Source organism: Erwinia sp. E_sp_B01_1 (genome assembly GCF_036865545.1).
GTDB lineage: Bacteria > Pseudomonadota > Gammaproteobacteria > Enterobacterales > Enterobacteriaceae > Erwinia.
Map to the genome: position 1 here is coordinate 2,121,148 of NZ_CP142208.1, position 25,774 is coordinate 2,146,921.

Consider the following 25,774-nt stretch of genomic DNA (forward strand, 5'->3'; position numbering starts at 1 on the left):
CTTTTTAATCAATATGGTCGGCATCAGCCGGTGGAGCGCAGCATGTTGAAGCAGATATTTGTCACTGGCACCGATACCGAGGTGGGGAAAACAGTGGTCAGCCGTGCACTCCTGCAAAAGCTCTCAGAGGGAGGGAAACGGACGGCAGGGTACAAACCCGTTGCCAAGAGCAGCCAGCAGACGGAAGAGGGGCCAAGAAATAAAGATGCGCTGGTTCTGCAATCCTCCTCCTCGCTTGTTTTGCCCTATACCGCGATCAATCCGGTCACGGTTGTGGATGATGAAGTGAGTACAAGCCGTGAAACGTCAGTCGATTTCCTGACGCTGAGCAACGGACTGCGGGCTTTGTCTGCACAGTCTGATCATGTCGTAGTAGAAGGAACGGGGGGTTGGCGCAGCCTGATGAACGATATGAGGCCACTGTCAGAATGGGTAGCAGAAGAGAAACTCCCGGTGATTATGGTGGTGGGCATCAAACTGGGCTGTATCAGCCATGCATTACTGACGGCAGAAGCGATAATCAACGACGGATTGCCTTTGATGGGGTGGGTCGCCAACCGCATTAATCCCGGACTGGCGCACTATGCGGAAATTATTGATGTGCTGATCGGTAAAATTCCGGCTCCGATCCTGGGTGAATTACCCTATCTGCCCAAGGCAGAAACGCGTGAACTGGCAAAATATCTGCACTTTGGCCCACTGGGCCTTTGATGAACAGCAGCGGCGACGGGATCGCCGCTGCCTGCTTTAGATCAGAATCAACCTGCGTTCAGAACCCGGCGGGTACGGCCAGAGCTCAGATAGTCTGCGATATAATCCTGCGAAATCTCTCCGCTGTAGCGGCCATCCTCATCGACAATCGGCATCCAGACCAGATTGTGTTCATAGAGTTTTGACAGCACGACACGCAGGTTTTCTTCCGCCCGTCCGGTAACGGTGAATTTGTTCAGCATTTCATAACACTGACCCTGAGCGCCACGCGCTTCACGACGCTTCACAAAGCCCAGTGGCTTACCGTCATCATCAACCACGGTAATAGATCGCATGTCATTCTCGTCCATCATGCCAAAGGCCTCGGTAAGCGGGGTGCTTTTTCTGACGGTGATGGTGGGTTGTTGATCGGTGACATCTCCGGCATTGACTAACAGCAGGCGTTTCAGCGTCCGGTCCTGACCCACAAAGGAGCCTACAAATTCGTTCGCCGGTTTTGCCAGCAACTCATCCGGGCTGGCGCACTGCACGATTTTTCCCTGACCGAATACCGCAATGCGATCGCCCAGCTTTAGCGCTTCATCAATATCATGACTGACCAGCATGACCGTTTTTTTCAGCTGGCGCTGCATATCCAGAAACTCATTCTGGATCACTTCACGGTTAATGGGGTCCACCGCACCAAAAGGTTCATCCATCAGCAGAACCGGTGGATCCGCAGCCAGCGCGCGGATAACGCCGATACGCTGCTGCTGGCCACCCGACATCTCACGCGGATAGCGTTGCAAAAAGGTTTTAGGATCCAGTGCCACCATACTCATCAGCTCACTGGCTCTGTCGCGACAGCGTTTTTTATCCCAGCCCAGCATACGCGGAACCACGGTAATATTTTCCTCGATGGTCATATTCGGGAACAGACCAATCTGCTGAATAACATAACCAATGTTACGGCGCAGGGTCACCGTGTCCTGGCCGCTGGTATCTTCTCCGTTAATCAAAATGCGGCCACTGGTGGAAGGGATCAGGCGGTTAATCATTTTAAGGGTAGTGGATTTACCACAGCCGGAAGGGCCGAGCAGTACACACATTTCACCTTCCGGCACGTTGAGGCTGACGTTGTCGACGGCATTCAGAGAGGTGCCGTTCTTCTGCGTAAAGGTTTTGGTGAGGTTTTCCAGTTTTATCATTATCGAATCCCCTTCGGAGTCAGCGCCAGCTGCAAACGGTGCAGCAGCCAGTCAAGAATAATTGCCAGCAGGCAGATCATCAGAGCGCCTGCAATCAACATACGGATGTCACTGCCGCTGATGCCATCCAGCAGCAGCAGCCCCAGCCCACCCGCACCAATAACGGCCGCAATCGCCATCACGCCAACATTCATCACCACAGCAGTACGGATGCCGCCAAAAATGACCGGCAACGCCATAGGGATCTCAACCCAGCTCAGACGCTGCCAGAAAGTCATACCAATGCCGCGTCCTGCTTCACGCAATCCGGGTGGAATATTCTCCAGCGCAGTATGGGTGTTGCGGACTATAGGCAGCAGTGAATAAAGGAATACGGCCGTGACAGCAGGCAACACCCCAATCCCCTGACCGACCATCGAAAACAGCGGGATCATCAGGCCAAACAGTGCAATAGAAGGGATGGTCAGTACGATAGTTGCCAGACCCAGTACCGGCGTTGCCAGCCATTTGTAGCGGACAATCAGAATGCCCAGCGGCACGCCGATGAGGATAGCCATCCCCACTGCCAGGCCCACCAGCCAGAGATGATGAAAGGTCAGTGAGGCTAAATAACTCCAGTTATCAATAATATAATGGATAGTGTCCATACTGCCTCCTTAGAGTAAGCCTTTGGATTTCAGGAAATCACCCGCCACTTTCTGCGGAGACTGATGGTCAACATCAACGCGCTTATTCATTTCCGTTATCGCCTCATCGGTAATATAAGGAGAGAGCGAATTCAGCGCATCGGCCAGGCCCGGATGAGAATCCAGCGCGGCCTGGGTGACCACGGGCGTTACGGCGTAACTTGGGAAAAATCCTTTGTCATCCTTCAGCACCTTGAGATCAAACCCTTTCACACGGCCATCAGTGGTATAGACCAGGCCGGCATCCACAAAGCCATCACGAATCGCGTTGTAAACCAGCCCCGGATCCATCTGACGAATCTGTGGCCGATCCAGCGGCATATTGTAGGTTTTTTGCAGCGGTTTCAGCCCGTCGGAACGCCCTGCAAACTCCAGATCCAGACCCAGCATCCAGTTATTATCCGGGTCGTTTTTTCGAACTTGTTCAATTCTGGCCACCAGCTGAGACAGGGTATCAATATTCTCGTCATCAGCCCGTTTACGCTGCATAGCAAAAGCGTAGGTGTTGTTCATCGGGGCCGGATTCAGCCAGATCAGACCCAGTCTGGCATCAAGCTTCCTGACCGTTTCATAAGCTTCTTTGGAGGACATCGGCTTACTGATGTGATTAAAGATAATCAGCGAGGTGCCGGTATATTCCCAGGTCATATCGACCTGTTTGTTGATCATCGCGTTACGACCGATAGTGGTCGCGATATTGGTCTTTGGCTCGATCTGAAAACCTTTCTTACGCAGATATTGCGTGGTCATGGCAGAAAGGATGTGCTGCTCAGTGAAGCTCTTTGTGGTCATCACGATGGGCTCAGCGGCAAAGAGGGTGGAACTCATCGCCAGCGTTGCACCCAGCGCAAGGGCGGTATGCTGGATCCAGCGGGGAAAAGTGAAGGCCTTAGCCATATTCAGCTCCTTGTTGTTCTTCTATACGGCCGTGTGAGGGCTTAACAGGCGGCCAAGGCCAGCCAGCAGCATATCCAGCACCAGCGCGAACAGCGCCGTAGCCGCAGCACCCAGAATCAAGGTGGGGAAGTCGTTGAGGTAGATACCGGGAAAAATCAGCTCGCCGTAGCTGCTGGCGCCAATCAGAAATGCCAGGGGAGCGGTACCCACATTGATGGCAGTAGCCACACGGATACCGGAAAGCATCACAGGCCAGGCATCAGGCAGTTCAACCTGACGCAGACGCTGCATTTTAGTCATGCCGATGCCGTTGGCGGCTTCGATTAAAGAAACGGGCACAGAGCAAAGGCCGGCATAGGTATTACGTACAATGGGCAGCAGGGAAGCGAGGAACAGGGCGATGATGGCAGGACGCTCGCCGATACCAATAATCACCATAGCCAGGGCGAGCACGGCCAGAGGCGGCAGGGTGTTACCGATGTTAAAAATCTGCATCACGTATTCCGCCCATTTACGGGCAGCAGGGCGGCTGAGTGCGATGCCGCTGGGAATGCCAACCAGCAGGGCGAACAGCATAGACCAGAACACCAGCAGCATATGTTGCTTACCCAGATAAAGCAGATCGACCTGACGGGCTTTGATGGTCTCTAACCCAAGGCCGTAAACCAGTAAGCCAATAATTACGGCAAGGAAAAGCACGGCAAGTGCTGCCTTCCGCAGGAGCTTGTTTTGCATGAATTCCATTCTCCCTGAAAATCCGCACTGGAGGTGCCGGAAACGGTAAAAAAGACCACGTTAAACGCTTTTTATGGATAAAGAGTCAGAAAGCGCCTTTAAATCTATAGCAGCCTCTCCATAGAGTTGCCAGTTTCAGGCCAGAAATCAGTAAGATAGTTTTTACCCTATCCGCTTAAAACCCTTGCCGGCACTGGCCTGCCTTCAATGAAAATATTTCATCGACCTGTCAGTGACGTTGTCACAATTATCTTGTTAAAAAAAGCACTATCAGGAAACTCTGCCGGTAAATCCAGGCCACAATAAGAGGAGTCGAATAAAGGATAACTATGTCTGAAACAGCCCAACACCAGGTTACACACCGCCACTGGATTCTGGTTGCCGCAATGCTGGCAATGTTTATGGCGGCCATTGAAGTCACCATTGTCGCCACAGCTATGCCGACCATCATTGCGGAACTCGGTGGGTTTTCGCAGTTTGGCTGGGTGTTTTCTATTTATCTGCTAACCCAGGCCGTCAGCGTGCCGATCTATGGGCGGCTGGCGGACTTATGGGGAAGAAAACGGGTCTTTTTCATCGGCACGTCGTTGTTTCTGATCGGATCTGTGTTGTGCGGATTTGCTTCACATATGGGCTGGTTAATCCTGTTTCGTGCCGTTCAGGGATTGGGCGCAGGGGCTATTATGCCGCTGACCTCCACCATTATTGCCGATGTCTATCCTCCCAAAGAGCGCGCCAGTATTCAGGGCTGGCTCTCCAGCGTGTGGGGCATTGCGGCCATCACCGGGCCTCTGACCGGCGCCTGGATTGTGCAGCATTTTAACTGGGCGCTGATCTTCTGGGTCAATGTGCCGGTTGGCATTATTTCGATGCTGATGCTGGCAAGATGGTTTCCGGAATCCCATAAAGGAAAAACACAAAAGCTTAATCTGACCGGCAGCGCCTGGTTAATGCTGACCGTTACTGCTTTGCTGACAGCCTTATTACAGGCGGAAACTTTAGGCTACTGGGTTGTGGCGCTGCTGGCGCTGGCGTTCGTGGCGGGGTATGCCCTGGTGCGGCATGAAAAAGTCAGCCGTGAGCCGCTGTTCCCGCTGGCGATCTGGCGTAACCGCACGCTGGTGGCAGGCAACGCCGGTAATCTGATTATTGGCGCGGCGATGATGGGGATCAGCGCCTTCCTGCCTACCTGGATCCAGGGGGTGAATGGCGGCACTCCGTTACAGGCGGGTACTGCGCTGGCGATGATGTCCATTGGCTGGCCGCTGGCCAGTACGCTCAGCGGCAGACTGATGCAGCGAACCTCATACCGTTTTACCGCGCAGCTGGGCTCGGTCCTGTTGATCATCGGCACAGCAATGCTGCTGACGCTGCACCACAACAGTTCCGTGCTGCACGCCGGTTTTTCAGCTTTCGTGATCGGCACCGGCATGGGGATGACCAGCACCACATTTCTGATTGCCGTACAGAACACGGCAGAGTTTCATATCAGGGGCATCTGTACCGCCTCGATCATGTTCAGCCGGATGCTGGGTTCCGCGCTGGGTACCGCCATAATGGGAGCCGTGCTGAATTACAACCTGATGGTGCGGTTACCGCATTACAACGATCCGGTACAGCAGATCATGTCCCAGCCTCAGCGGGAAGCGCTGAGCACCCTTAATCTGCATCAGATGGTGAGTGAAATTGCCTTTTCGCTGCACTGGGTATTTGCCGTATCGGTAGGCATTGCTGTGGCGAGTTTGCTGGTTGCCAGGATGATCCCGGCGGTTAAGCCGCACTGAGTCTGGATAACAGAAGGGGCTGCGGGGGGCGAAAGGCTCGCCCCCTTTGCTTATGAGGAGGGCGCATCCTGAGACGTTCCCGTACTGGCTGGCACGGCATCGTTGTCCGCACCGTTACGCTTATAGACAATCTTCTGTGAATCATTTTCACAATGGCCAACCACCTGACCACCCGCCTGTTCGGCCTGATCGTTCGGCACAATTTCCAGCGAAAAATCCCCCGCCGGCACGCCATTGTTAATGATTTTCTGATTGATATCCGCTTTGACCGTTTCACAAGAGGCCTGAGCGGCCAGCGGTGCGGCCATGATCAAAGCAGCGGCCAGTAACTTTTTGTATTTCATCCTGACATCCTATGTAGCAAATACGATCGACGTTGCGTTAACTATAGCAGTCCACCCTGTTCAGGGCGTAACCGGACGTCCTGAGCGACGATCCAGGCAACGAAGCGTATTAGGTTCCCAGTAAGCATTGACGTTCAGGCTCTCGTCGCAGGCATCGCGGGTATCCACTGCCCGATCGGCTTTATCAAAATTCTTTTCAACGCGCGTATTAACCTTGCTACGCAGACGGCGGGTTTCATCCCACTGCTCTTTGTCCTGACGCGCTTCCTCGTTACTCAGGGCGTTATCGCCATCCTGAATAATCAGCCGGTCGGTGCGGGCCTGAGCACTCTGCTGCATACTGAACAAGGCGCCAAAGAGCACCAGCGGCAGAGCGGCCTTGCTCAGATGTTTTTGCCATTGTTTCATCGTCATTTCCTTGTTTCGGTTGTTAACCACTATTCATGTAGCCATTGCAACTGCAATAATAAGTATATCATCTGCTGGAAAGGGCTCACCAGTCGGCCCTTATCTTCATTGAAGTTTCAGAGAGTTTTTATGCTGTTTTGTAAAACGACGCTGCTGTTTTTTCTTACCGCACTGGCCGAAATCACCGGCTGTTTTCTCCCCTGGCTGTGGCTCAAAAAAGGCGGATCTGTACTGTTGCTGGTGCCTGCTGCCATCAGCCTGGTGCTGTTTGTCTGGCTGCTGACCCTGCATCCTGCCGCGAGCGGGCGCGTTTATGCCGCCTATGGTGGCGTATATGTGGTGACGGCGCTGCTGTGGTTACGCTTCGTCGACGGTATCAGGCTCAGCCACTATGACTGGCTTGGGGCAGGAGTGGCTTTCACCGGTATGCTGATTATCGTTGCGGGCTGGGGAAAGGCTTAGTGTTTTAAAGAGGCAGAAATCAACGTGGGTATCTGGGAAAGGAAGCGGGGGAAAACTGTTTCTTCCCCCGGAAAATAGGCCCGATTAGCCCTTATGAACCTTCAGACCGGCCAGCGTCTGACCTACAGGCATCATTTCAAGCGTATTGATGTTGACGTGTTTGGGTAATGTCGCTACCCAAAATACCGCTTCGGTGACATCTTCTGCGGTCAATGGCACTGCACCGTCATACACGCTGTCTGCTTTGGCATCGTCACCCTTAAAGCGGACGTTGGAAAACTCGGTACCGCCCACCAGACCTGGCTCAATATCGGTCACTCTCAACGCGGTGCCGTGGAGATCGGTACGCAGATTCAGGCTGAACTGACGCACAAAAGCTTTGGTTGCGCCGTAGACGTTTCCGCCCGCGTAAGGCCAGCTTCCGGCAATAGAACCAATATTAATGATATGGCCGACATCCCTTTCCACCATTGCAGGCAGTACAGCACGGGTCATATAAACCAGGCCTTTGTTATTGGTGTCGATCATTGCTTCCCAGTCATCAATATTGGCCCGGTGCGCAGGTTCAATCCCCAGCGCCAGACCCGCATTGTTTACCAGCACGTCAATGTTGCGCCAGTCTGCAGGCAGGCTGGCCAGCGCTTCTTCGATACCGGCACGGTTACGCACGTCCAGTTGCAGGGTATAAAGCGATTCGCCAAGCTCCTCTTTTAAGGCCTGCAAACGCTCCTGGCGGCGGCCTGTGGCAATCACTTTATGCCCCTGAGCGATAAAGCGACGGGTAATGCTTTCACCAAAGCCCGCAGTAGCACCAGTAACAAATACAATCATCTCACTGTTCCTCAACATATTTTGGGTTTCAGCCACCATACCATTTCCCCAGGAGGCTGATAAGGACCAAAAGGTTATGATTTATAAACCTGAAAAGGTTGCACACTGCTGGTGCGTTAATTGCGGTAAATGCTTTATTTAAGGGCGCTGCTTCCCTGATGAAAAGTAAAATTCACACCCTGCCTGAAAATACTTTCTCAGTGCAACCGTTTGCGCAGGTAGGCAACCGGTTGCGCATACGATTACCTGGATTAAGTGCGGACTATCTGAATAAATAAAATATAAGCTTATGAAAAATAACGGATTTACAGTTAATTCCCACCTGGCATAACTCTTGCAATTTGAATTAAAGGTCATCACCTGCAATAACAAATGAGAGAACTTCTCTACAGGAAGCGTTATGTCAGCACTATACACTCAGGCTATTCGCGGCAGTTTTTTTGATATTAAAGCGGTTGTGCAGACACCACAGCAGTTACCCGAACACGCCCGCTACATTGAAGATGGTCTGCTGTTACTCAATGGCGGGAAGATTGTCTCGCTGCAAACCTGGGAGGCGGGGCGGCATCAACTGACCGATGAGAGTGCCCTCCAGCATTACCCTGGCAAACTGATCGTGCCGGGATTTGTTGATACCCATATTCACTATCCGCAGACAGAAATGATCGGGGCCTTTGGTGAACAGCTACTGGAGTGGTTGCAGCAGTACACCTTCCCCGTAGAGAGCCAGTATCACTGCCCGCAGCACTCCGCCAAAATGTCGGCATTTTTCCTGCACCAGCTGTTAAGCAACGGCACGACCACCGCGCTGGTGTTTGGCACTGTCCATCCGGAATCGGTTGATGCGTTGTTCAGCGCTGCCGGCCAGCTGGGAATGCGGCTGATCGCCGGCAAAGTGATGATGGATCGCAACGCCCCTGACTACCTGACCGAAACCCCTGAGCAAAGCTACCAGCAAACCCGTGAGCTGATTGAGCGCTGGCACAATCGCGGTCGCCTGAGTTATGCCCTCACGCCGCGTTTTGCACCCACTTCGTCCCCGGCGCTACTGGAGAAAGTCCGGCAGCTTAAAGAGGAGTATCCGGATACCTGGCTGCACACCCATCTCAGCGAAAACCCGCAGGAGATCGAGTGGGTTAAATCCCTGTTTCCGGAGCATAAAAGCTATCTCGATGTTTACCACCAGTATCACCTGACGGGTCCGCGTAGCGTTTTCGCGCACTGCATCCATCTGGAGGATCAGGAGTGGGACTGCCTGCACCAGACGCGATCTGCCGTGGCTTTCTGCCCGACATCAAATCTGTTTCTGGGGAGCGGCCTGTTCAACCTGAAAACCTGCTGGGATAAAGGCGTGAAGCTGGGTATCGGCACGGATGTGGGCGCGGGTACCACTTTCAACATGCTGGAAACGCTGGGAGAAGCCTACAAGGTGGGGCAATTGCAAAATTATAAGCTGGGCGCCTGTGAGGCATTTTACCACGCCACGCTGGGCGGCGCGCAGGCGCTGGACTTGCATCACTGCATTGGTAACTTCGCGGCCGGTAAAGAGGCCGATTTTGTCGTACTGGATCCGGCAGTCTCCGCTTTGCAACAGATGCGCCATGCCAACAGCCGGGATATCTGGGAAAAGCTCTTTGTCCTGATGACGCTGGGCGACGACCGCAATATTGCCGCAACCTGGGTTAATGGCCAGTGCGTCTGGCAGACTCACCGTCAGGAGCAAGCCGCATGATCCAGTTTCTGTTGAACCAGACCTTAGTGACCGAACACGAGCTCGATCCCAATCTTACCGTGCTGAACTACCTTCGTCAGAATCAGCGGCGCTGCGGTACCAAAGAGGGCTGTGCTTCCGGCGACTGCGGCGCATGTACCGTGACGCTGGGCCATGTGGAAAACGGAAAAATGGTCTTTGAGACCGCCAACAGTTGCCTGACATTTGTCAGCACTCTGCAGGGGAAGCAGCTGATCACCGTTGAGGATTTAAAGCAGGGAGATGAGCTGCATCCCGTTCAGCAGGCAATGGTGGATTGCCACGCCTCACAGTGTGGATTCTGTACGCCAGGCTTTGTGATGTCGATCTTCACCCTGCAAAAAAACAGTAGCGGTTCGCATAAGGAGACAGAGCAGGCGCTGGCGGGAAATCTTTGCCGCTGTACCGGCTATCGTCCCATTGTTGAGGCGGCGCGTCAGGTTTGTGAAGCGCCTTTAGTCGATCGTTTTCAACAGCAGGAAGCTGCCACAGTGACGCGGCTCAACGCGCTTAAAACCACAGATGTCCAGACCCTGACGCTGAATGGAAACACCTGTTTGCTGCCGAAAACGGTGGCACAACTGGCGGACCTGCTGGCAGAAAATCCCACGGCCACGCTGCTTGCTGGGGGGACCGATCTGGCGCTGCAGGTGACACAGCATTATAAAGCGTTACCCATGATTATTGCTCTGGAGCAGATCGATGAACTCAAAGCCTGCCAGATCACCCCGGACGGCATAATACTGGGGGCGGGTGCCTCGTTGCATCACTGTTACCGGCTGCTTGCGGATGAAATTCCAGAATTTGCAGCGATGCTGGAAAGGTTCGCTTCGCTGCAAATCCGCTATCAGGGAACGCTGGGAGGGAACATTGCTAACGGTTCGCCGATAGGTGACACCCCGCCGATGCTGCTGGCGCTTAATGCCTCTGTCGATTTACAGAAAGGGCAGCAGATTCGCCGGATTCCGCTCAGTGATTTTTTCCTCTCTTACCGCAAAACAGCGCTGGAACCCGGGGAGTTTATTCGCTCCGTAAGCATTCCAAAAGTGACCGCGTCACAATCTTTCCGTGCCTGGAAAGTCTCTAAACGGCTGGAAGATGATATCTCTGCCGTTTTTGCCGCGTTTCTACTGGATACTGACGCTTCGGGCATCGTTACAGAGGCGAGAATTGCTTTCGGCGGTATGGCTGAAACCGCCCGCCGCGCCACCCAGTGTGAAAATGCGCTTACCGGCAAAGCCTTTACGCTCGCGACCGTTGAAAAGGCCTGTGCCGCACTGGAACAGGATTTCACCCCGCTGAGCGATTTTCGGGCCAGCGCCGCCTATCGCCTGCAAATCGCTAAAAATCTGTTACGCCGCTATTACGCCTCGCAGACAGATGAACTCAACGTACTGGAGGTATCACGCTATGTCTCATAACCGACCAGAGGTTGCCGCAGAAGTGATTGCCCGCCAGTACCGCGAAGGGATCCAGAGCGGTGTGGGCAAGAGCAATAAGCATGAGAGCGCGGACAAACATGTCTCGGGTGAAGCCCTCTACATCGATGACAAGCTGGAACTGCCGGGCCTGCTTCACCTTTGTCCAAAATTGAGTATTCACGCTCATGCCCGCATCCTCGGCATCAATACTGAACCCTGCTACGCCATTCCGGGTGTGGTGCAGGTAGTGACCTGGCAACAGGTGCCGGGCGAGCTGGATATCGGCCCGCTGGAGCCTGGCGATCCGCTGCTGGCGAAGGAGCTGGTGGAGTATGTCGGCCAGGTGGTGCTGGTGGTGGCGGCTGAAACGCCAGACGCAGCCCGTCAGGCTGCCGAAGCGGCAATCATTGAGTATGAAGTGCTGACGCCGGTGCTGGATGTGAAAGAGGCGCTGGAAAAGCAGCACTTCGTCCAGCAGCCGCATGTTCATCAGCGGGGAGATGCGGGGGCCGCGCTGGCGCGGGCAACTCACCGGCTGAAGGGAGAATTTCATATTGGCGGCCAGGAACATTTTTACCTGGAAACTCAGGTGGCGATGGTGATCCCCGGCGAAGACCGGTCACTTCAGGTTTTCTCCTCCACCCAGAACCCGACCGAGGTACAGAAGCTGGTCGCCTCAGTCATGGGGCTGACCATGAACAAAGTCACCATTGATATGCGGCGCATGGGCGGCGGATTTGGCGGCAAAGAGACTCAGGCGGCTGGTGTGGCCTGCCTGTGCGCCGTCGCGGCAAGGCTCACTAACCGTCCGGTGAAAATGCGCCTGGCGCGGCGGGATGATATGCAGATGACCGGCAAACGACATCCGTTTTATGTCCGTTACGACGTTGGCGTGGATCAGGACGGTCGTTTTTGCGGCGTAAAAATAGACCTGGCGGGAAACTGCGGCTATTCGCTGGATCTCTCCGGCTCAATTATCGACCGCGCCATGTTCCACGCGGACAACGCTTATTACCTCGGTGATGCTCTGATTACCGGCTATCGCTGCCGGACCAACACCGCCTCGAACACCGCCTATCGCGGGTTTGGCGGCCCACAGGGCATGGTGGCGATTGAGCAAATTATGGATCATATTGCCCGTGAACTGCGGCTTGATCCGCTGGAAATCCGCAAGCGGAACTACTATGGCAAGCAGGATCGCAACATCACCCATTACCACCAGCAGGTTGAGGGCAACCTGTTAGACGAGATGACCGAAACGCTGGAAACCAGCTCTTCTTATGCGGCCCGGCGCAAGGAAATACAGGCGTTCAATAGCGGCAGTCCCTGGCTGAAACGCGGCCTGGCACTGACGCCGGTGAAGTTTGGCATCTCCTTTACTTCCAGTTTCCTGAACCAGGCGGGCGCGCTGATCCTGATCTATACCGACGGTACGGTTCAACTGAACCACGGCGGCACAGAAATGGGTCAGGGGCTGAATACCAAGGTGGCGCAGATTGTGGCCGAAGTGCTGCAAATCGACGTCGACCAGATTCAGGTCACCGCGACTGACACCGGCAAAGTGCCCAATACCTCGCCGACAGCGGCTTCCAGCGGTGCCGATTTGAACGGCAAGGCGGCACAGAATGCCGCTGAGATCCTGCGTGACCGGCTGACAGAAATGCTGTGCAGGCTGCACCAGTGCCAGCCTGATGACGTAAGCTTCAGCAATGGGATCGTCAGGGTCAGAGAGCACTACTTTACCTTCCCGGACGTGGCGCAAATGGCCTGGCTGAATCAGGTGCCGCTTTCCGCCACCGGCTATTACAAAGTCCCCGGCATTCACTACGATCGTCAGGCCGGGCGCGGCACGCCGTTCTACTACTTCGTCTTTGGCGCTGCCTGTGTCGAGGTCATTATCGATACCCTGACCGGCGAATATCGTTTGCTGCGCGCGGATATTCTGCATGATGTGGGAGCTTCACTGAATCCGGCAATTGATATCGGTCAGGTGGAGGGCGGTTTCGTGCAGGGGGTGGGCTGGCTGACCTGTGAGGAGCTGGTGTGGAACGAGAAAGGGCGGCTGATGACTGACGGCCCGGCCAGCTACAAAATCCCGGCCATTGGCGATGTCCCTGCCGATCTGCGTGTAACGCTGGTAGAAAACCGTAAAAACCCGAAAGAGACTGTGTTTCACTCCAAAGCCGTGGGTGAGCCCCCCTTTATGCTGGGGATTGCCGCCTGGTGCGCCCTGCAGGATGCGGTTGCCAGCGTGGGCAATTATCAGCAGCATCCTTTGCTGGATGCCCCGGCGACGCCGGAAAGGGTGTTCTGGGGAGCAGAGAGGCTGAGGCAGGAGGTGTCTGATGCATCCTGATAACTGGATAACCGTGTTGACCCAGCTTCAGCAAAAAGGCAAACCCTGCGTTCTGCTGACGGTGCTGGATGAAAAAGGATCGGTGCCGCGTGACCGTGGCAGCAAAATGGTGGTTACGGCGGACAAAACCTGGCTGACAATTGGTGGAGGGCATCTGGAATTTCAGTGTATCGCCACCGCCAGAGAGATGCTGGCAACCGGTGAGTCCACAACACGCAGCGAACATTTCAACCTTGGTGCGCGGCTGGGACAGTGCTGCGGCGGCATGACCACCGTGCTGTTTGAGCCTCTTTTACAGGCACAGCCCCAAATCGTGGTGTTCGGCGCGGGCCACGTCGGACAGGCGCTGGTGACGCTGTTGGCGACGTTACCCTGTCACATAACCTGGGTGGATGAACGGGCTGAGCAGTTCTCCAGCGTGCCTGATGGCGTAACTGTCTGCTGTTCTGAAGACCCCACCGAGCAGGTCAGCCTGATGCCCAAGGGCAGCTATTATGTGGTGATGACTCATCATCATCCCCGTGACCTTGAACTCTGTGAGCATATCCTTAAACGTGGCGATTACCGCTATTTTGGCGTCATCGGATCGCAGACAAAACGCCAGCGCTTTGAATACCGGCTGGAGGGCAAAGGCTTCAGCCGCCAGCAGCTTGACACTATGCGTTGCCCGGTTGGTTTACCGGATGTGACCGGTAAACTCCCGGCCGAGATTGCGGTAGCGATAGCGGGAGAAATCATTGCCTGTTATCAACGGGCTGATTGAGTTGGCCTGACGGGATTATCAGCCTATGCTGGAGTTCAACCAGTACAAGGAGATCAGCGATGCAAGCCAACCCGTTCAGTCAGGCCAGTACTCTGCCTTACCAGGCACCGCCTTTTGATAAGATCAGCGATCGGGATTATCGTCCGGCGCTGGAAGAAGCGATACGCCAGAAGCGCGAAGAAGTGCAGCAGCTGGCGGATAATCCTGAGGCTCCCTGTTTTGCAAATACCTTTGAGGCGCTGGAAAAATGCGGGTTAATGCTGCGGCGCGTGGAAAATGTCTTTGGTGCCATGACTTCCGCCAACACCAATGCCACTTTACAGGCGCTGGATGAAGAGATGTCGCCCCGGCTTGCGGCACTGAATGACGAAATCCACCTTAACAGCAAGCTTTTCAGCCGCCTTGATCAGGTTTACCAGCAGCGCGATGCCGCAGGTTTATCCGGTGAAGCGCTGCGGCTGACAGAGGTCATCTGGCAAAAATTTCAGCTTGCGGGTGCCAGTCTTGCCGAACAGCAAAAAACCGAACTGAAAGCCCTGAATCAGCAGGCTGCCACGCTGAGCACGCAGTTCACTAACCGTCTGCTGGCCGGGACCAAAGCCGGGGGACTGATTATTACCGATCAGGAGCAACTGGCTGGCCTGAGTCCGGCTGAGCTGGCCGTGGCGGCCCAGGCCGCCGCCGAGCGTGGATTGCAGGGCCAGTGGTGGCTGGCACTGCAAAACACTACGCAGCAGCCCGTTTTGCAGAACCTTGGAAACCGGGAAACGCGTGAAGCCTTGTTCGATCATGCCTGGCGACGCACTGAAAAAAACGATGCTAACGACACCCGCCAGCTGATAGTGCAACTCGCCGCTGTCCGTGCGCAGCAGGCGCAGTTGCTTGGTTTCAGCAGTTTTGCTGAGTGGAAATTGCAGGATCAGATGGCGAAAACGCCTCAGGCAGCGCTGGAATTTATGCGGGCTATCGTTCCCGCGGCCACCCGTCGTGCCACAAGAGAGGCCGCAGATATTCAGGCGGTAATCGATCGTAAAGAGCGCTTCAGCCTGGCGCCCTGGGACTGGCTGTTCTATGCCGAACAGGTTCGTGCTGAGAAATACGATCTGGATGAAAGTCAGATCAAACCCTATTTTGAAGTGACCAGCGTGCTGGAAAACGGCGTGTTCTACGCTGCCACGCAGCTTTTTGGCATCACCTTCGCGCGGCGCAGCGATATTCCTGTCTGGCATCCGGACGTTTGCGTGTATGAGATCATCGACAAAAATGGTCTGCCGATGGCGCTGTTCTACACCGACTTTTTCAAAAGAGAGAGCAAGGGCGGCGGGGCCTGGATGAGTAACTTCGTCGACCAGTCCCGCCTGCTCGGCACGCAACCGGTGATTTATAATGTCTGCAACTACACCAAACCTCCGGAAGGCCAGTCTGCACTGATCTCCTGGGATGACGTGATCACCCTGTTTCACGAATTCGGTCATACCCTGCACGGCCTGTTTGCTGAGCAGCGCTATCCCAGCCTGTCCGGCACCAATACACCCCGGGATTTTGTCGAATTCCCTTCGCAAATCAATGAACACTGGGCCAGCAATGAGCAGGTGTTTAGCCACTATGCCCGCCACTGTGAGACCGGCGAACCCATGCCTCAGGCATTGCGGGACAAGCTGGTGAAAGCCAGCAGGTTCAATAAAGGCTACGACATGACCGAGCTGCTGGCCGCCGCCTTGCTGGATCTCCACTGGCACAGCCTGCCGGCTGATGCCCCTCAACAGGAAGTGGCCAGCTTTGAAAAAAGTGCCTTACAGGCTGATAACATCGATCTGCCGCAGGTCCCCCCTCGTTACCGTTCGAGCTATTTCCAGCATATCTGGGGAAATGGCTATGCCGCAGGCTACTACGCCTATATCTGGACGCAGATGCTGGCAGACGATGGATTTGAGTGGTTTAACGAGCAGGGCGGTCTGACCGCCGAAAACGGTCAGATTTTCCGGGAGAAAATACTCTCACGGGGTAACAGCGAGGATCTCAGGCAGCTGTATGCAGAGTGGCGCGGTCATGATCCGGAGATTGAACCGATGCTGATTAACCGTGGGCTGAAAGAGTAATCAGCCCTGCGTTAAAGGCTGGAAAGTAAAAGCCGGGGCGGCACTTCGCCCCGGTAGCTTCAGGCCAGCACGCAACAATGAATAATGCTGCATTTCTTCCTGTTATTAAGGCCAGTTCGCCATAGTGACAATCACCGGTCATTTCCCCAGAATTCAGGCCAGCGGGCCACCCTGAATGGTGTCGCACATGCCGCTGATAATACGTTCGCCGGTTTCACTTTTCAGATCTTCATACCACTGCTGCGTGACGTCCATCTCTTTGCCGTGGGTCACATCGCAGCGTTTACGGGCCTTCAGCACCAGATCTTTCACCCGGTCAGCGCGCTTAAACTGATAGCGCAGCAGGGCGTCTTCAATGCCCAGCGAATTCGTCTGCAGACTATTGGCCAGCACCACCGCATCTTCCATCGCCGCACATCCCCCCTGACCAATATCGGGCGTGGTGCTGTGGGCTGCATCCCCCAGCAGCGCTACCCGGCCTTTAACCAGTTCCGGGAAGGGATCGATATCATGAATTTCTACCCGGTTGGTGGTGTCGGGATTGATCTGCTCAATGAGTTTTTGTACCGGTCCGGCCCAGCCAGTAAAGTAGCGGGTCAGATCTTCACGGACGGTGCTGCGATCTTCGTCAAGCCCCGCAGGCAGCGGCACATCAAAGAAGAAGTAAAAACGATTACTGGCCACCGGCATCAGCGAAACCCGCTTTCCTTCACCGACAAAGGTGGTCCATTGCTGTGCCGGGGCGATGCTTTCATCAATGTCCACCAGCCCGTTCCAGTTCACATAGCCGGCGTAACGGCGTTCAACGGTTCGGTTCAGCACATATTGGCGTACCACGGAGTGGGTGCCATCACAGGCAATCAGTAAATCGCCCTGGGCCCGGCTGCCATCTTCAAACCATGCCGTCACGCCATTTTCGTCCTGCTCCACGCGGGCAACACGTTTGCCAAACTGCACTTTTTCGCGGCCATAAGTATCCAGCAACATTGCCTGTAACGCGGCCCGTGCAACAGGGTAAGGACGTTCACCCGAATCGGTAACCAGAGGTTCAAGACTGAACCGGGTCAGCGTTGTGCCTGTCTGCCAGTCGTGATAGGCCATAGAGTGCATCGGGCCGCCAAGCTGGCGCAGTTTTTCTTTCATCCCGAGAAAATTCAGGCACTTGACGCCATTTGGCCAGACGGATATCGCCGCACCAACCGGCCTGATCTCCTTAACGGCTTCATACACCTCAGACTCTATGCCAAAACGCTGCAGGGCTATTGCCGTGCACATGCCGCCGATACCGGCACCAATTACTATTGCTTTCATCTGTCTCTCCTTTATCTCTTAAGGATGAAGCAATTTTTGTACCAGTTTCCGAAGTTCTCCGGAGCTTGATTACATGGGGGATTTCAGCGCTATGAAACGATGGTTTCATGCAATCCCTGCATTATCAGGAGGCATTGCACTATGTTGGTGAGCTGATAATGAAACGACTGCAATTAAGTGCAGCAACAAGTTGGCAAAGAGAAGGATATTTGTCACAGTGACTTTCCAGCTTATCCGGAGACGCCATTATGGCCATTATTGCCTGTCTGCATGCTGCAAGAAGTAACATCGCTGTTTTTGAAGAAGCGCTGAATGCGCTTGAATTTGAGGATGTTGAGTTGCTGCATCGGGTCGAAAGCCAGTGGCTGGACCAGGCAGTAGAAGCCAGCGAAGTCACGCCTGAAATTGCGGAACATGTCCGGCAGGCCATTGAAGAGTTATGCCAGCACGCTGATGCGGTGATTGTCACCTGCACCACATTGGGTGTGGTCGCCTGGGATGCCAGGCAGTTCAGCAAACCCGTATTGCGGATCGATGCCACGCTGGCAAAAGCGGCGTCACGTTATCACGGCTCTGTTCTGGTGCTGTGCACCGCGCAAAGTACCCTGGAATCCACTACACATCTCTTCGCTGCCTTTGTCACCGGCGACAGGCTGGCCGTGGAGCTAATCCCCCGAGCCTGGGCATACTTTAATGACGGCGACATTGAAGCCTACCACCGTGAGATTGCCCACTATATTCAGCAGCGTCCTGAGTGTGCGCTGGGCTGTATCGTGCTGGCTCAGGCTTCGATGGCCGGGGCAGAAAAATATATCCACAGTACGCTGGCCGTTCTGACCGGGCCGCAGGTTGTGCTGCAGGCGGCAATCGAAGCCACCTGGTGACCTGCAAAAAAGTCAGAACAGCAGGGGAAAAGTGTTTTAAGCTGAATGTCCAATACGTTAGGTTCTGCTTCACCAGGAAATCCCATGTTCGATCTGACTTTATTTATCCTGCTTTTTCTGGCTGGCCTGAGTTATTTCAGCCACAACATGACCGTAGCCATAGCCTTACTGACGCTGATTGTAGTGCGAATGACGCCTCTGAACGCCATGTTTCCCTGGATTGAAAAGCAGGGGGTCACGGTGGGGATCATTATTCTTACCATCGGCGTAATGGCGCCCATCGCCAGCGGGGCCATCCCAACGACCACGCTGATGCATTCATTTCTCAACTGGAAATCCCTGCTGGCTATCGGCATTGGCATTTTTGTTTCCTGGGTAGGCGGACGCGGCGTTACGCTGATGAGCAGCCAGCCCAGCGTGGTCGGCGGTTTATTGATAGGCACCATCATTGGGGTATCCCTGTTTCGTGGCGTGCCTGTTGGGCCACTGATTGCCGCGGGTCTGGTTTCCCTGTTTATCGGCAAGATGTAAACGGCCGGCACGTTTTTAAAATCCTGGTTCGGGTGGTCATACCCAGGTAGAGGCGCGCACTGATTTCTACGGGCCCGTCTGCTATGATTGCGCTCTTTTTTTATACGGGGTATCACCAGTGAGCAATAAACAGGACAAACGTGCAAAACGCGCCAAAGTGAAAGCGAAACAGGCTAACAATGCGCGCGCGCGTGGCAAGCAGTTGGATGCGGTAGGGCGCCAGAGTTATGTTGCCACCCCGGAGATGCTGGAACTGTTTGCCACCTTGCCCGAGCTGGATGAGAACGGCGCGATGCCGTTTGTGGCAGAGGTTTATCGCTGGTCAGATGAAGAGTATGGCTTCGAGGGCACAGGGCGTGAAAACGATATGCTCCAGGTTGCGGCGCTGTGCGTGTTGTATATCCACTGGCGCACCAGTGGCGGTTCAACCACGCTGATGCAGAATGAGATGATTGAAGCCGCCATCCGCTTAACGGAAGAAAACGAAGTTTTCAAAACCGAATACGACGCTGCCGAAGCTGCCGCTCAGGCGGAATAACGGGCAGGGTGTTGATGACCTGTCGCGGTGGTGCAATGGGCAGGTTGTGGACATTGGCAAACAAGGGCGGATTGCTCCGCCCCATTTCTCACCCAGTCAACCCGGATAAATACCGCGATCTTTACGGGCCATCAGAATACGTTCACAGGCCACAATATAGGCTGCGGTGCGCAGGCTGCACTCTTTCTCTCCGGCTTTGTCCCAGACATGCACCATGGCTTCCGTCATGATTTTGTCCATGCGATTGTTAATTTCACTTTCGCTCCAGAAGAAACTGGCCATGTCCTGTACCCACTCGAAGTAGCTGACCGTTACGCCACCGGCGTTACAGATCACGTCCGGCACCACGGTGATGCCCCGTGACGTCAGCATATCATCGGCGTCGGGATAGGTCGGGCCATTGGCACCTTCAAGCACCAGCTTGCAGCTCAGCACTTCGGCACGCTCGCGGGTGATCTGACCTTCCAGCGCGGCCGGGATCAGAATATCCATCGGTGTAGTCCAGAAAGCTTCGCTGTCGATCTCTTCTGCACCAGGGAAACCAGCAATGACCTTATTTTTGTGCTGCCATTCGCTCAGCGCGGTCAGGTTTATGCCCCCGGCATTGTAAAGGGTGGCGGAGTGATCCTGAATCACCACGACGCGCGCGCCAGCTTCAACAAACAGACGTGCCGCTTCACTTCCTACATTACCAAAGCCCTGCACGGCAATCTTCGCCCCTTCAACTTCAATCCCTGAGCGACGCGCGACCTCACGGCCAGTGATATAGACGCCCCGTCCGGTGGCTTTTTCACGTCCCAGAGACCCGCCCAGATGAATAGGTTTACCGGTGACAACGCCGGTGATAGTGGTGCCGTGGTTCATGGAGTAGGTATCCATCATCCAGGCCATCACTTTGGCATTGGTGCCGACATCCGGTGCGGGAATATCTTTCTGCGGGCCGATAATCAGGCCGATCTCACTGGTATAGCGGCGGGTCAGGCGTTCCAGCTCATCTTCGGAGAGCTTGAAAGGATCGACACGAATCCCGCCTTTAGCCCCGCCATAAGGCAGGTTTACCGCAGCACATTTAATGGTCATCCAGGCTGACAGCGCCATCACTTCATTCAGATCCACATTGGGATGGTAACGGACGCCCCCTTTCCCCGGCCCGCGCGAGAGGTTGTGCTGTACGCGGAAACCTTCGAAATGGCGGATGGTGCCGTCGTCCATCTGTAGCGGGATATCGACTATCAGCGCGCGTTTAGGCCGACGAAGGGTATCGATCCAGCGGTTAAGTTCGCCGAGATAGGGTGCCACGCGGTCGATTTGCTGTAAGTAAGTTGACCAGGCCGTTGTGCTGCCTTCCGAAATGTAAGATAGCTTATCCATAACAAACCTTTCTTTAATTAGTTAAATGTACTGCTAAACCAGGGAGGATTTGGTGCATCTGACTTCTGCGAAACGGAATCTACCACTAATTCATGTAACTATTTGGTTAATTTCATGTGAATTTTAATGGTGAATGAGTGTGGGGGAGGGAAACGCCGAATAAATAGTTAATCTTTGCAGCCCGACAGCAGGCCAGATGAGAATTATTCTTATAATTATGCAATCTAAGTGCATAGCCGGTGCTACGGCTTTATTTTCTAAAACTTTGAATGCGATCAAACTCTGAAGAAACGCGGCTGAAACAGCGGGGTGGCTGAAGGTTTATAAGCAGGGCCAGTTCAAGGCAGAGGGGCTCACTCACTTTTCGTTACATTATAACACCCGCTTTTTTTCCGTTTCGTTAAACTCCTGTTTCTTTACTTTGTCTGACACTCTGCTTACGCATTACTGTGGCAGCTTGCAGATCGCTAACGCGCTGTTTCTGGCATGACATTCACCAGCAATTACGAAGAACCAGATGAAAAAATTGCATTTTTTGACCCAGACTCGGGTGTGTTGTTTTATCGCTTTTTATATCGGGATCCTGCTCAACCTGCCCATTTTTATCCGCCGCTTTCATCAACTCCACTATGACGCAGCCCTCTCCACCGGTATCGAAATGGTGGCGGCCTTTATGCTGGTGCTGTTTACCACGCTGCTGGCGTCGCTGGCCGGTCGCTGGCTGTTCAGAATTTTAATCACGCTGCTGGTGGTGTTCTCGGTAGCAGCCAGCTATTACATGATCTTCTTCAACGTCGATATTGGCTACGGCATCATCGCTGCCGTAATGGCCACCGACAGTCTGGACCTGTCAAAAGAATCCGTAGGCTGGCATTTTTCGTTATGGGTAGTGCTGGTGAGTTTATTACCGGTATTGATGCTCTGGCTTTCACCCATGCCGGAGGCCTCAGTGCGTCGCAAAAACAGCCTGGCGTTTCTGCGCCGTGCCGGTGTCATGCTGGCGGCCGCTCTTTGCTGCTGGGTGCCGCTGAAGGTGATGGGCAACCATCAGGATGAGATGGATAAACAGCATAACCGGATGATGGCGAGTTACGGCGGCGTGGTAGCCGGCACTTACTCCCCGTCAAACTGGCTGTCCGGTATGGGCCTGCTGGCCTACAGCTCCTGGAGCCAGGCAGAAGACAGCCGGAACCTGTTCGATCCCGCTGCACACTTTACCTATACCCCGCCAAAGGATGTGAAAGACCTCTATGTGGTCTTTGTTATCGGTGAGAGTGCCCGACGCGATCACATGGGTCTGTACGGTTATGACCGTGATAACACCCCGAATCTGGACAAAGAGCCGAACCTGGCCGCACTGCAGGGTTACTCCTGTGATACCTCCACCAAACTCTCGCTGCGCTGCATGTTTGTCAGGGAAGGGGGCGCATCTGAAGCGCCACAGCGCACGCTGAAAGAGATGAACGTTTTCTCGGTGTTGAAAAAGCAGGGCTTCTCTTCTGAGCTGTTCTCCATGCAGAGTGAAGCCTGGTTCTATAACAAAGTCATGACGGATGACTACGCCCTGCGTGAAACCATCCAGTCTGAAAAGCGTAACGTCGGCAAGCCGATAGATGATATGGCGCTGGTCAGCGAGCTGAAGGATTCTATCGAGCGGCATCCCCAGGGGAAACATCTGGTGGTGCTGCACACCAAAGGTTCTCATTATCTCTATACCGAACGTTACCCTCGCTCGTTTGCCCGCTATAAGCCAGAGTGCGAAGGGATAGACGATCAGTGCTCAACCGAAGAGATGGTGAACTCCTACGATAACAGCCTGTTGTATACCGACCATGTGCTGGAACAGGTGTTTAACCAGCTCAGAGACAAAAATGCCATTGTGTTTTATGCCTCTGACCACGGTGAATCGATCTCGAAAAACATGCATTTCCACGGCACGCCACGTAACGAAGCGCCGATGGCTCAACGCACCGTACCTATTATGGTCTGGGCCTCTGATAAGTTCCTGCAGCAGCCCTACAATGCCAGCGCATTCCAGCAGTTGAAAACCCTGGCTAAGGACAAAACGCCGGTGTTCCACGAAAAGCTGTTCGACAGCATCCTGGGCTGCATGGGCTACACTTCGCCAGATGGCGGTATCAACGAACTGCGTAACTGGTGTCACGTCGCTAAGTGATTATCCGGGAGACGAGGGCGGCCCCTGGGCTGCCCTCGTTGCCTCTGACAGTAGGATAACTGGCTGTTTACGCATGGGTTAATTGCGCGAAGAGTGAGCAAACGGCGGCGCGAAAAGCCAACATCTGGCCGTTAGCTTTGCCTGAACCGGCACAAGCGGGTATTCTACTGCCCATATTTACTGAGACAGTATCCATTGAGGTCGACATGATTATTAAACCACGCATCCGTGGCTTTATCTGTGTTACTGCCCATCCGGCGGGTTGCAAAGCTAACGTTGAGAAGCAAATCGAGTACGTCACCAGCCAGGGCAAAATTGCCAACGGCCCGAAAAAAGTGCTGGTGATCGGTGCTTCTACCGGTTACGGCCTTGCAGCACGCATCTCTGCGGCCTTCGGCTGTGAAGCTGATACCCTTGGCGTGTTCTTTGAGCGTGCAGGCGAAGAGACCAAACCGGCAACGGCTGGCTGGTACAACTCTGCCGCTTTTGAAGAGCTGGCAGAGGCCAAAGGCCTGTATGCGAAAAGCATCAACGGTGACGCTTATTCCGACGCGGTTAAGCAGAAAACCATCGAGCTGATCAAACAGGATCTGGGTCAGGTTGATCTGGTGGTTTATAGCCTGGCTTCTCCCCGCCGTACTCACCCGAAAACCGGTGAAGTGTTCAACTCCACCCTGAAGCCAGTGGGTAAAACGCTGACCACTCGCGGTCTGAACACCGATAAAGAAACCATCACTGACATCACCCTGGAACCGGCGACTCAGGAAGAGATCGACGGCACCGTAGCGGTAATGGGCGGCGATGACTGGCAGATGTGGATCGATGACCTGAACGCGGCTGGCGTGCTGGCCGATGGCGCAAAAACCACCGCTTTCACCTATCTGGGCGAGCAGATCACTCACGATATCTACTGGAACGGTTCGATTGGCGAAGCCAAAAAAGACCTGGACAAGCGTGTACTGAATATTCGTGAGACGCTGGCTGAAAAGGGCGGTGATGCGCGCGTTTCCGTGCTGAAAGCCGTTGTAACTCAGGCAAGCTCTGCTATTCCGGTGATGCCACTTTATCTGTCACTGCTGTTTAAAGTGATGAAAGAGAAAGGCACCCACGAAGGCTGCATCGAGCAGGTTTACGGCCTGTTTAAAGAGAGTTTGTACGGTGCTTCGCCAATTCTGGATGAAGTGGGCCGTCTGCGTGCCGACTACAAAGAGCTGAAGCCGGAAGTGCAGGACGAAGTGGTAAAACTGTGGCCTACAGTGACCAACGAGAACCTGAACGAACTGACCGATTTCGCGGGCTATAAAGCCGAGTTCATGCACCTGTTTGGCTTTGGCCTGCAGGGCGTGGATTATGAAGCTGACGTTAATCCGGACGTGAAGATCAAAAATCTGATCCAGATGTAACCACGCTGATGCTGAATAAAAGCCTGTCCCCGGACAGGCTTGAGAACAGCGCAGGCTCAGGGAGCATATGCCTCTCACAAAGACGCAAAAAGCGCCGTCCATGACAGCTCAGCACGGGCCGTCCATGGCCCGTGATGCTTTGTTCAGGGCATATGCTCCCATCGCTTTGGGTTTCGTCAGCACTCTGTAAGCCTGTCTCCGGATAGGCTTTTTTATGGCTTGCTCTCCAGCATCTCCACCATGGCCCGCAGGTTGGCCGAACTCCTGCCTTTACGCCACACCAGCCAGATATTCAGATGCCCCCGCTGTTCAGCCAGTGGCCAGGCAAGCACGCTGTCTCTGCCCGGCATGTTCTGCAGCATACTCTCCGGGATCATTGCCAGCCCCGCACCGGCACTGACGCAGGCAACAATGCCATGATAGGACTCCATTTCAAAAATTTTGCCGGGAGCAGCCTCATCCTGCGCAAACCAGTTTTCAAACAGCCGACGGTAAGAGCAGTTAGCGCGGAAGGCATAAATAGTGGCGCCGTTAATATCAGCGGCACGCGTCACGGGCCGATGACTCAGCGACGAGATCAGCACCATCTCCTCGGCAAAAACCGGGATACCCTCCAGCTGGGGATGTTTGGGCGGGCCATCAATAAACACGGCATTGTACTCGCCAGAAAGCAGCCCCTCGGTCATCTCACCCGACGGGCCGGTGGAGAGATCCAGTTCTACCCCGGGCCAGGCCTGATGATAGCGGGCAATCAGCGGCGGCAGGCGTACAGCCGCCGTGCTTTCGATTGCCCCGAGCGTGAAGACGCCGGAGGGCGTCTGGCTGGACACACGTTCTCGCGCCTCCTCCGTTAAAGCCAGAATCCGGCCGGCGTAGTCAAGCAGCGTGCGGCCCGCATCGGTAATATGCAGCCGTAATTTCTCCCTGCTGAACAGCTCAACGCCCAGCTCATCTTCAAGCTGTCGCAGTCGGGTTGAGATATTGGAGGGCACACGATGCAGACGTTCAGCGGCCGCTGTAACGCTGCCTTCTTCGGCAATGGCGCGGAAAATTTCCAGCTGGGTCAGATCCATTACATTCTCAATATGAGTAAGATATTTTCATTATTATTCATTTTTCATGAATC

Annotated in this window: 23 protein-coding genes; 13 read left to right on the top strand and 10 right to left on the bottom strand. The window is 54.4% G+C overall.

Annotated features, from left to right (window positions below):
• Window positions 1-42 precede the first annotated feature (42 nt).
• Entirely contained in the window at window positions 43-711 is a 669-nt protein-coding gene (bioD, locus tag VRC33_RS10215) for a dethiobiotin synthase (protein ID WP_338563460.1), read from the top strand.
• A 47-nt stretch (window positions 712-758) separates the two neighbouring features.
• On the opposite strand, the gene osmV is transcribed toward bioD, so the two are convergent.
• From osmV to VRC33_RS10235, 4 genes are all read right to left on the bottom strand, one after another.
• The gene (gene osmV, locus VRC33_RS10220; protein WP_338563463.1) at window positions 759-1,898 is read right to left on the bottom strand and encodes an osmoprotectant ABC transporter ATP-binding protein OsmV; all 1,140 of its coding nucleotides are present in this window, start codon (window positions 1,896-1,898) and stop codon (window positions 759-761) included.
• Window positions 1,898-2,545 carry an osmoprotectant ABC transporter permease OsmW gene (osmW, locus tag VRC33_RS10225; protein ID WP_338563466.1) on the bottom strand — a complete coding sequence of 216 codons (648 nt, stop codon included), beginning with the start codon at window positions 2,543-2,545 and terminating at the stop codon, window positions 1,898-1,900. The genes osmV and osmW overlap by 1 nt, the downstream gene beginning before the upstream one ends.
• A gap of 9 nt (window positions 2,546-2,554) precedes the next feature.
• Entirely contained in the window at window positions 2,555-3,412 is an 858-nt protein-coding gene (locus VRC33_RS10230; RefSeq protein ID WP_338564233.1) for a glycine betaine ABC transporter substrate-binding protein, read from the bottom strand.
• Window positions 3,413-3,502: 90 nt separating this feature from the next.
• Window positions 3,503-4,216 carry an ABC transporter permease gene (locus VRC33_RS10235; RefSeq protein WP_338563468.1) on the bottom strand — a complete coding sequence of 238 codons (714 nt, stop codon included), beginning with the start codon at window positions 4,214-4,216 and terminating at the stop codon, window positions 3,503-3,505.
• Between the two features lie 329 nt (window positions 4,217-4,545).
• Between VRC33_RS10235 and VRC33_RS10240 the strand changes: the two genes are divergently transcribed.
• On the top strand, window positions 4,546-6,000 hold the full coding sequence (locus VRC33_RS10240) for an MDR family MFS transporter (RefSeq protein WP_338563470.1): 1,455 nt from the start codon (window positions 4,546-4,548) through the stop codon (window positions 5,998-6,000).
• A 50-nt stretch (window positions 6,001-6,050) separates the two neighbouring features.
• On the opposite strand, the gene VRC33_RS10245 is transcribed toward VRC33_RS10240, so the two are convergent.
• Together VRC33_RS10245 and VRC33_RS10250 are read right to left on the bottom strand one after the other, a co-directional pair.
• Window positions 6,051-6,344, bottom strand: coding sequence for a DUF1161 domain-containing protein (locus VRC33_RS10245; RefSeq protein WP_338563472.1), 294 nt, complete (start codon window positions 6,342-6,344; stop codon window positions 6,051-6,053).
• Between the two features lie 60 nt (window positions 6,345-6,404).
• Complete coding sequence (locus VRC33_RS10250) at window positions 6,405-6,752, bottom strand: DUF1283 family protein (protein WP_338563475.1); 348 nt, start codon at window positions 6,750-6,752, stop codon at window positions 6,405-6,407.
• 129 nt (window positions 6,753-6,881) lie between these two features.
• Between VRC33_RS10250 and VRC33_RS10255 the strand changes: the two genes are divergently transcribed.
• The gene (locus tag VRC33_RS10255; protein ID WP_338563478.1) at window positions 6,882-7,214 is read left to right on the top strand and encodes a YnfA family protein; all 333 of its coding nucleotides are present in this window, start codon (window positions 6,882-6,884) and stop codon (window positions 7,212-7,214) included.
• A gap of 84 nt (window positions 7,215-7,298) precedes the next feature.
• Here VRC33_RS10255 and ydfG read toward each other — a convergent pair whose 3' ends face one another.
• On the bottom strand, window positions 7,299-8,045 hold the full coding sequence (ydfG, locus tag VRC33_RS10260; protein ID WP_338563481.1) for a bifunctional NADP-dependent 3-hydroxy acid dehydrogenase/3-hydroxypropionate dehydrogenase YdfG: 747 nt from the start codon (window positions 8,043-8,045) through the stop codon (window positions 7,299-7,301).
• 400 nt (window positions 8,046-8,445) lie between these two features.
• Here ydfG and guaD point away from each other — a divergent pair, with 400 nt between their 5' ends.
• From guaD to dcp, 5 genes are read left to right on the top strand one after another with little or no spacing between them, the layout of a single operon-like run.
• Window positions 8,446-9,777: a guanine deaminase gene (guaD, locus tag VRC33_RS10265; protein ID WP_338563483.1), complete on the top strand. Its 1,332-nt coding sequence runs from the start codon at window positions 8,446-8,448 to the stop codon at window positions 9,775-9,777.
• Window positions 9,774-11,216 (top strand): xanthine dehydrogenase small subunit, encoded by a 1,443-nt coding sequence (gene xdhA / locus VRC33_RS10270; protein ID WP_338563485.1) that lies wholly within the window; start codon window positions 9,774-9,776, stop codon window positions 11,214-11,216. The genes guaD and xdhA overlap by 4 nt, the downstream gene beginning before the upstream one ends.
• Window positions 11,206-13,572, top strand: coding sequence for a xanthine dehydrogenase molybdopterin binding subunit (xdhB, locus tag VRC33_RS10275; protein WP_338563488.1), 2,367 nt, complete (start codon window positions 11,206-11,208; stop codon window positions 13,570-13,572). Before xdhA ends, xdhB begins: the two co-directional genes overlap by 11 nt.
• Entirely contained in the window at window positions 13,562-14,335 is a 774-nt protein-coding gene (xdhC, locus tag VRC33_RS10280) for a xanthine dehydrogenase accessory protein XdhC (protein ID WP_338563490.1), read from the top strand. The genes xdhB and xdhC overlap by 11 nt, the downstream gene beginning before the upstream one ends.
• A gap of 59 nt (window positions 14,336-14,394) precedes the next feature.
• Window positions 14,395-16,434, top strand: a complete 2,040-nt coding sequence (dcp, locus tag VRC33_RS10285) for a peptidyl-dipeptidase Dcp (protein ID WP_338567630.1) — start codon at window positions 14,395-14,397, stop codon at window positions 16,432-16,434.
• A 153-nt stretch (window positions 16,435-16,587) separates the two neighbouring features.
• Here the strand turns inward: dcp and hpxO are convergent, their stop codons facing one another.
• Window positions 16,588-17,745: an FAD-dependent urate hydroxylase HpxO gene (gene hpxO / locus VRC33_RS10290; protein ID WP_338563492.1), complete on the bottom strand. Its 1,158-nt coding sequence runs from the start codon at window positions 17,743-17,745 to the stop codon at window positions 16,588-16,590.
• A 248-nt stretch (window positions 17,746-17,993) separates the two neighbouring features.
• Here hpxO and VRC33_RS10295 point away from each other — a divergent pair, with 248 nt between their 5' ends.
• The 3 genes from VRC33_RS10295 (at window position 17,994) to VRC33_RS10305 (ending at window position 19,698) form a co-directional block, all read left to right on the top strand.
• Window positions 17,994-18,629 carry an aspartate/glutamate racemase family protein gene (locus VRC33_RS10295; RefSeq protein WP_338563494.1) on the top strand — a complete coding sequence of 212 codons (636 nt, stop codon included), beginning with the start codon at window positions 17,994-17,996 and terminating at the stop codon, window positions 18,627-18,629.
• Between the two features lie 84 nt (window positions 18,630-18,713).
• Window positions 18,714-19,160: a DUF441 domain-containing protein gene (locus VRC33_RS10300; protein ID WP_338563495.1), complete on the top strand. Its 447-nt coding sequence runs from the start codon at window positions 18,714-18,716 to the stop codon at window positions 19,158-19,160.
• Window positions 19,161-19,278: 118 nt separating this feature from the next.
• Complete coding sequence (locus VRC33_RS10305; RefSeq protein ID WP_338563497.1) at window positions 19,279-19,698, top strand: hypothetical protein; 420 nt, start codon at window positions 19,279-19,281, stop codon at window positions 19,696-19,698.
• Between the two features lie 96 nt (window positions 19,699-19,794).
• Here the strand turns inward: VRC33_RS10305 and VRC33_RS10310 are convergent, their stop codons facing one another.
• Window positions 19,795-21,069, bottom strand: coding sequence for a Glu/Leu/Phe/Val dehydrogenase (locus VRC33_RS10310; RefSeq protein ID WP_338563499.1), 1,275 nt, complete (start codon window positions 21,067-21,069; stop codon window positions 19,795-19,797).
• A 517-nt stretch (window positions 21,070-21,586) separates the two neighbouring features.
• Here VRC33_RS10310 and eptB point away from each other — a divergent pair.
• Together eptB and fabV are read left to right on the top strand one after the other, a co-directional pair.
• Window positions 21,587-23,245 carry a kdo(2)-lipid A phosphoethanolamine 7''-transferase gene (gene eptB / locus VRC33_RS10315; protein WP_338563501.1) on the top strand — a complete coding sequence of 553 codons (1,659 nt, stop codon included), beginning with the start codon at window positions 21,587-21,589 and terminating at the stop codon, window positions 23,243-23,245.
• A 206-nt stretch (window positions 23,246-23,451) separates the two neighbouring features.
• Window positions 23,452-24,648, top strand: coding sequence for an enoyl-ACP reductase FabV (gene fabV / locus VRC33_RS10320; protein ID WP_338563503.1), 1,197 nt, complete (start codon window positions 23,452-23,454; stop codon window positions 24,646-24,648).
• Window positions 24,649-24,860: 212 nt separating this feature from the next.
• On the opposite strand, the gene VRC33_RS10325 is transcribed toward fabV, so the two are convergent.
• Window positions 24,861-25,721, bottom strand: coding sequence for a LysR substrate-binding domain-containing protein (locus VRC33_RS10325; protein WP_338563507.1), 861 nt, complete (start codon window positions 25,719-25,721; stop codon window positions 24,861-24,863).
• Between the last annotated feature and the right edge of the window lie 53 nt (window positions 25,722-25,774).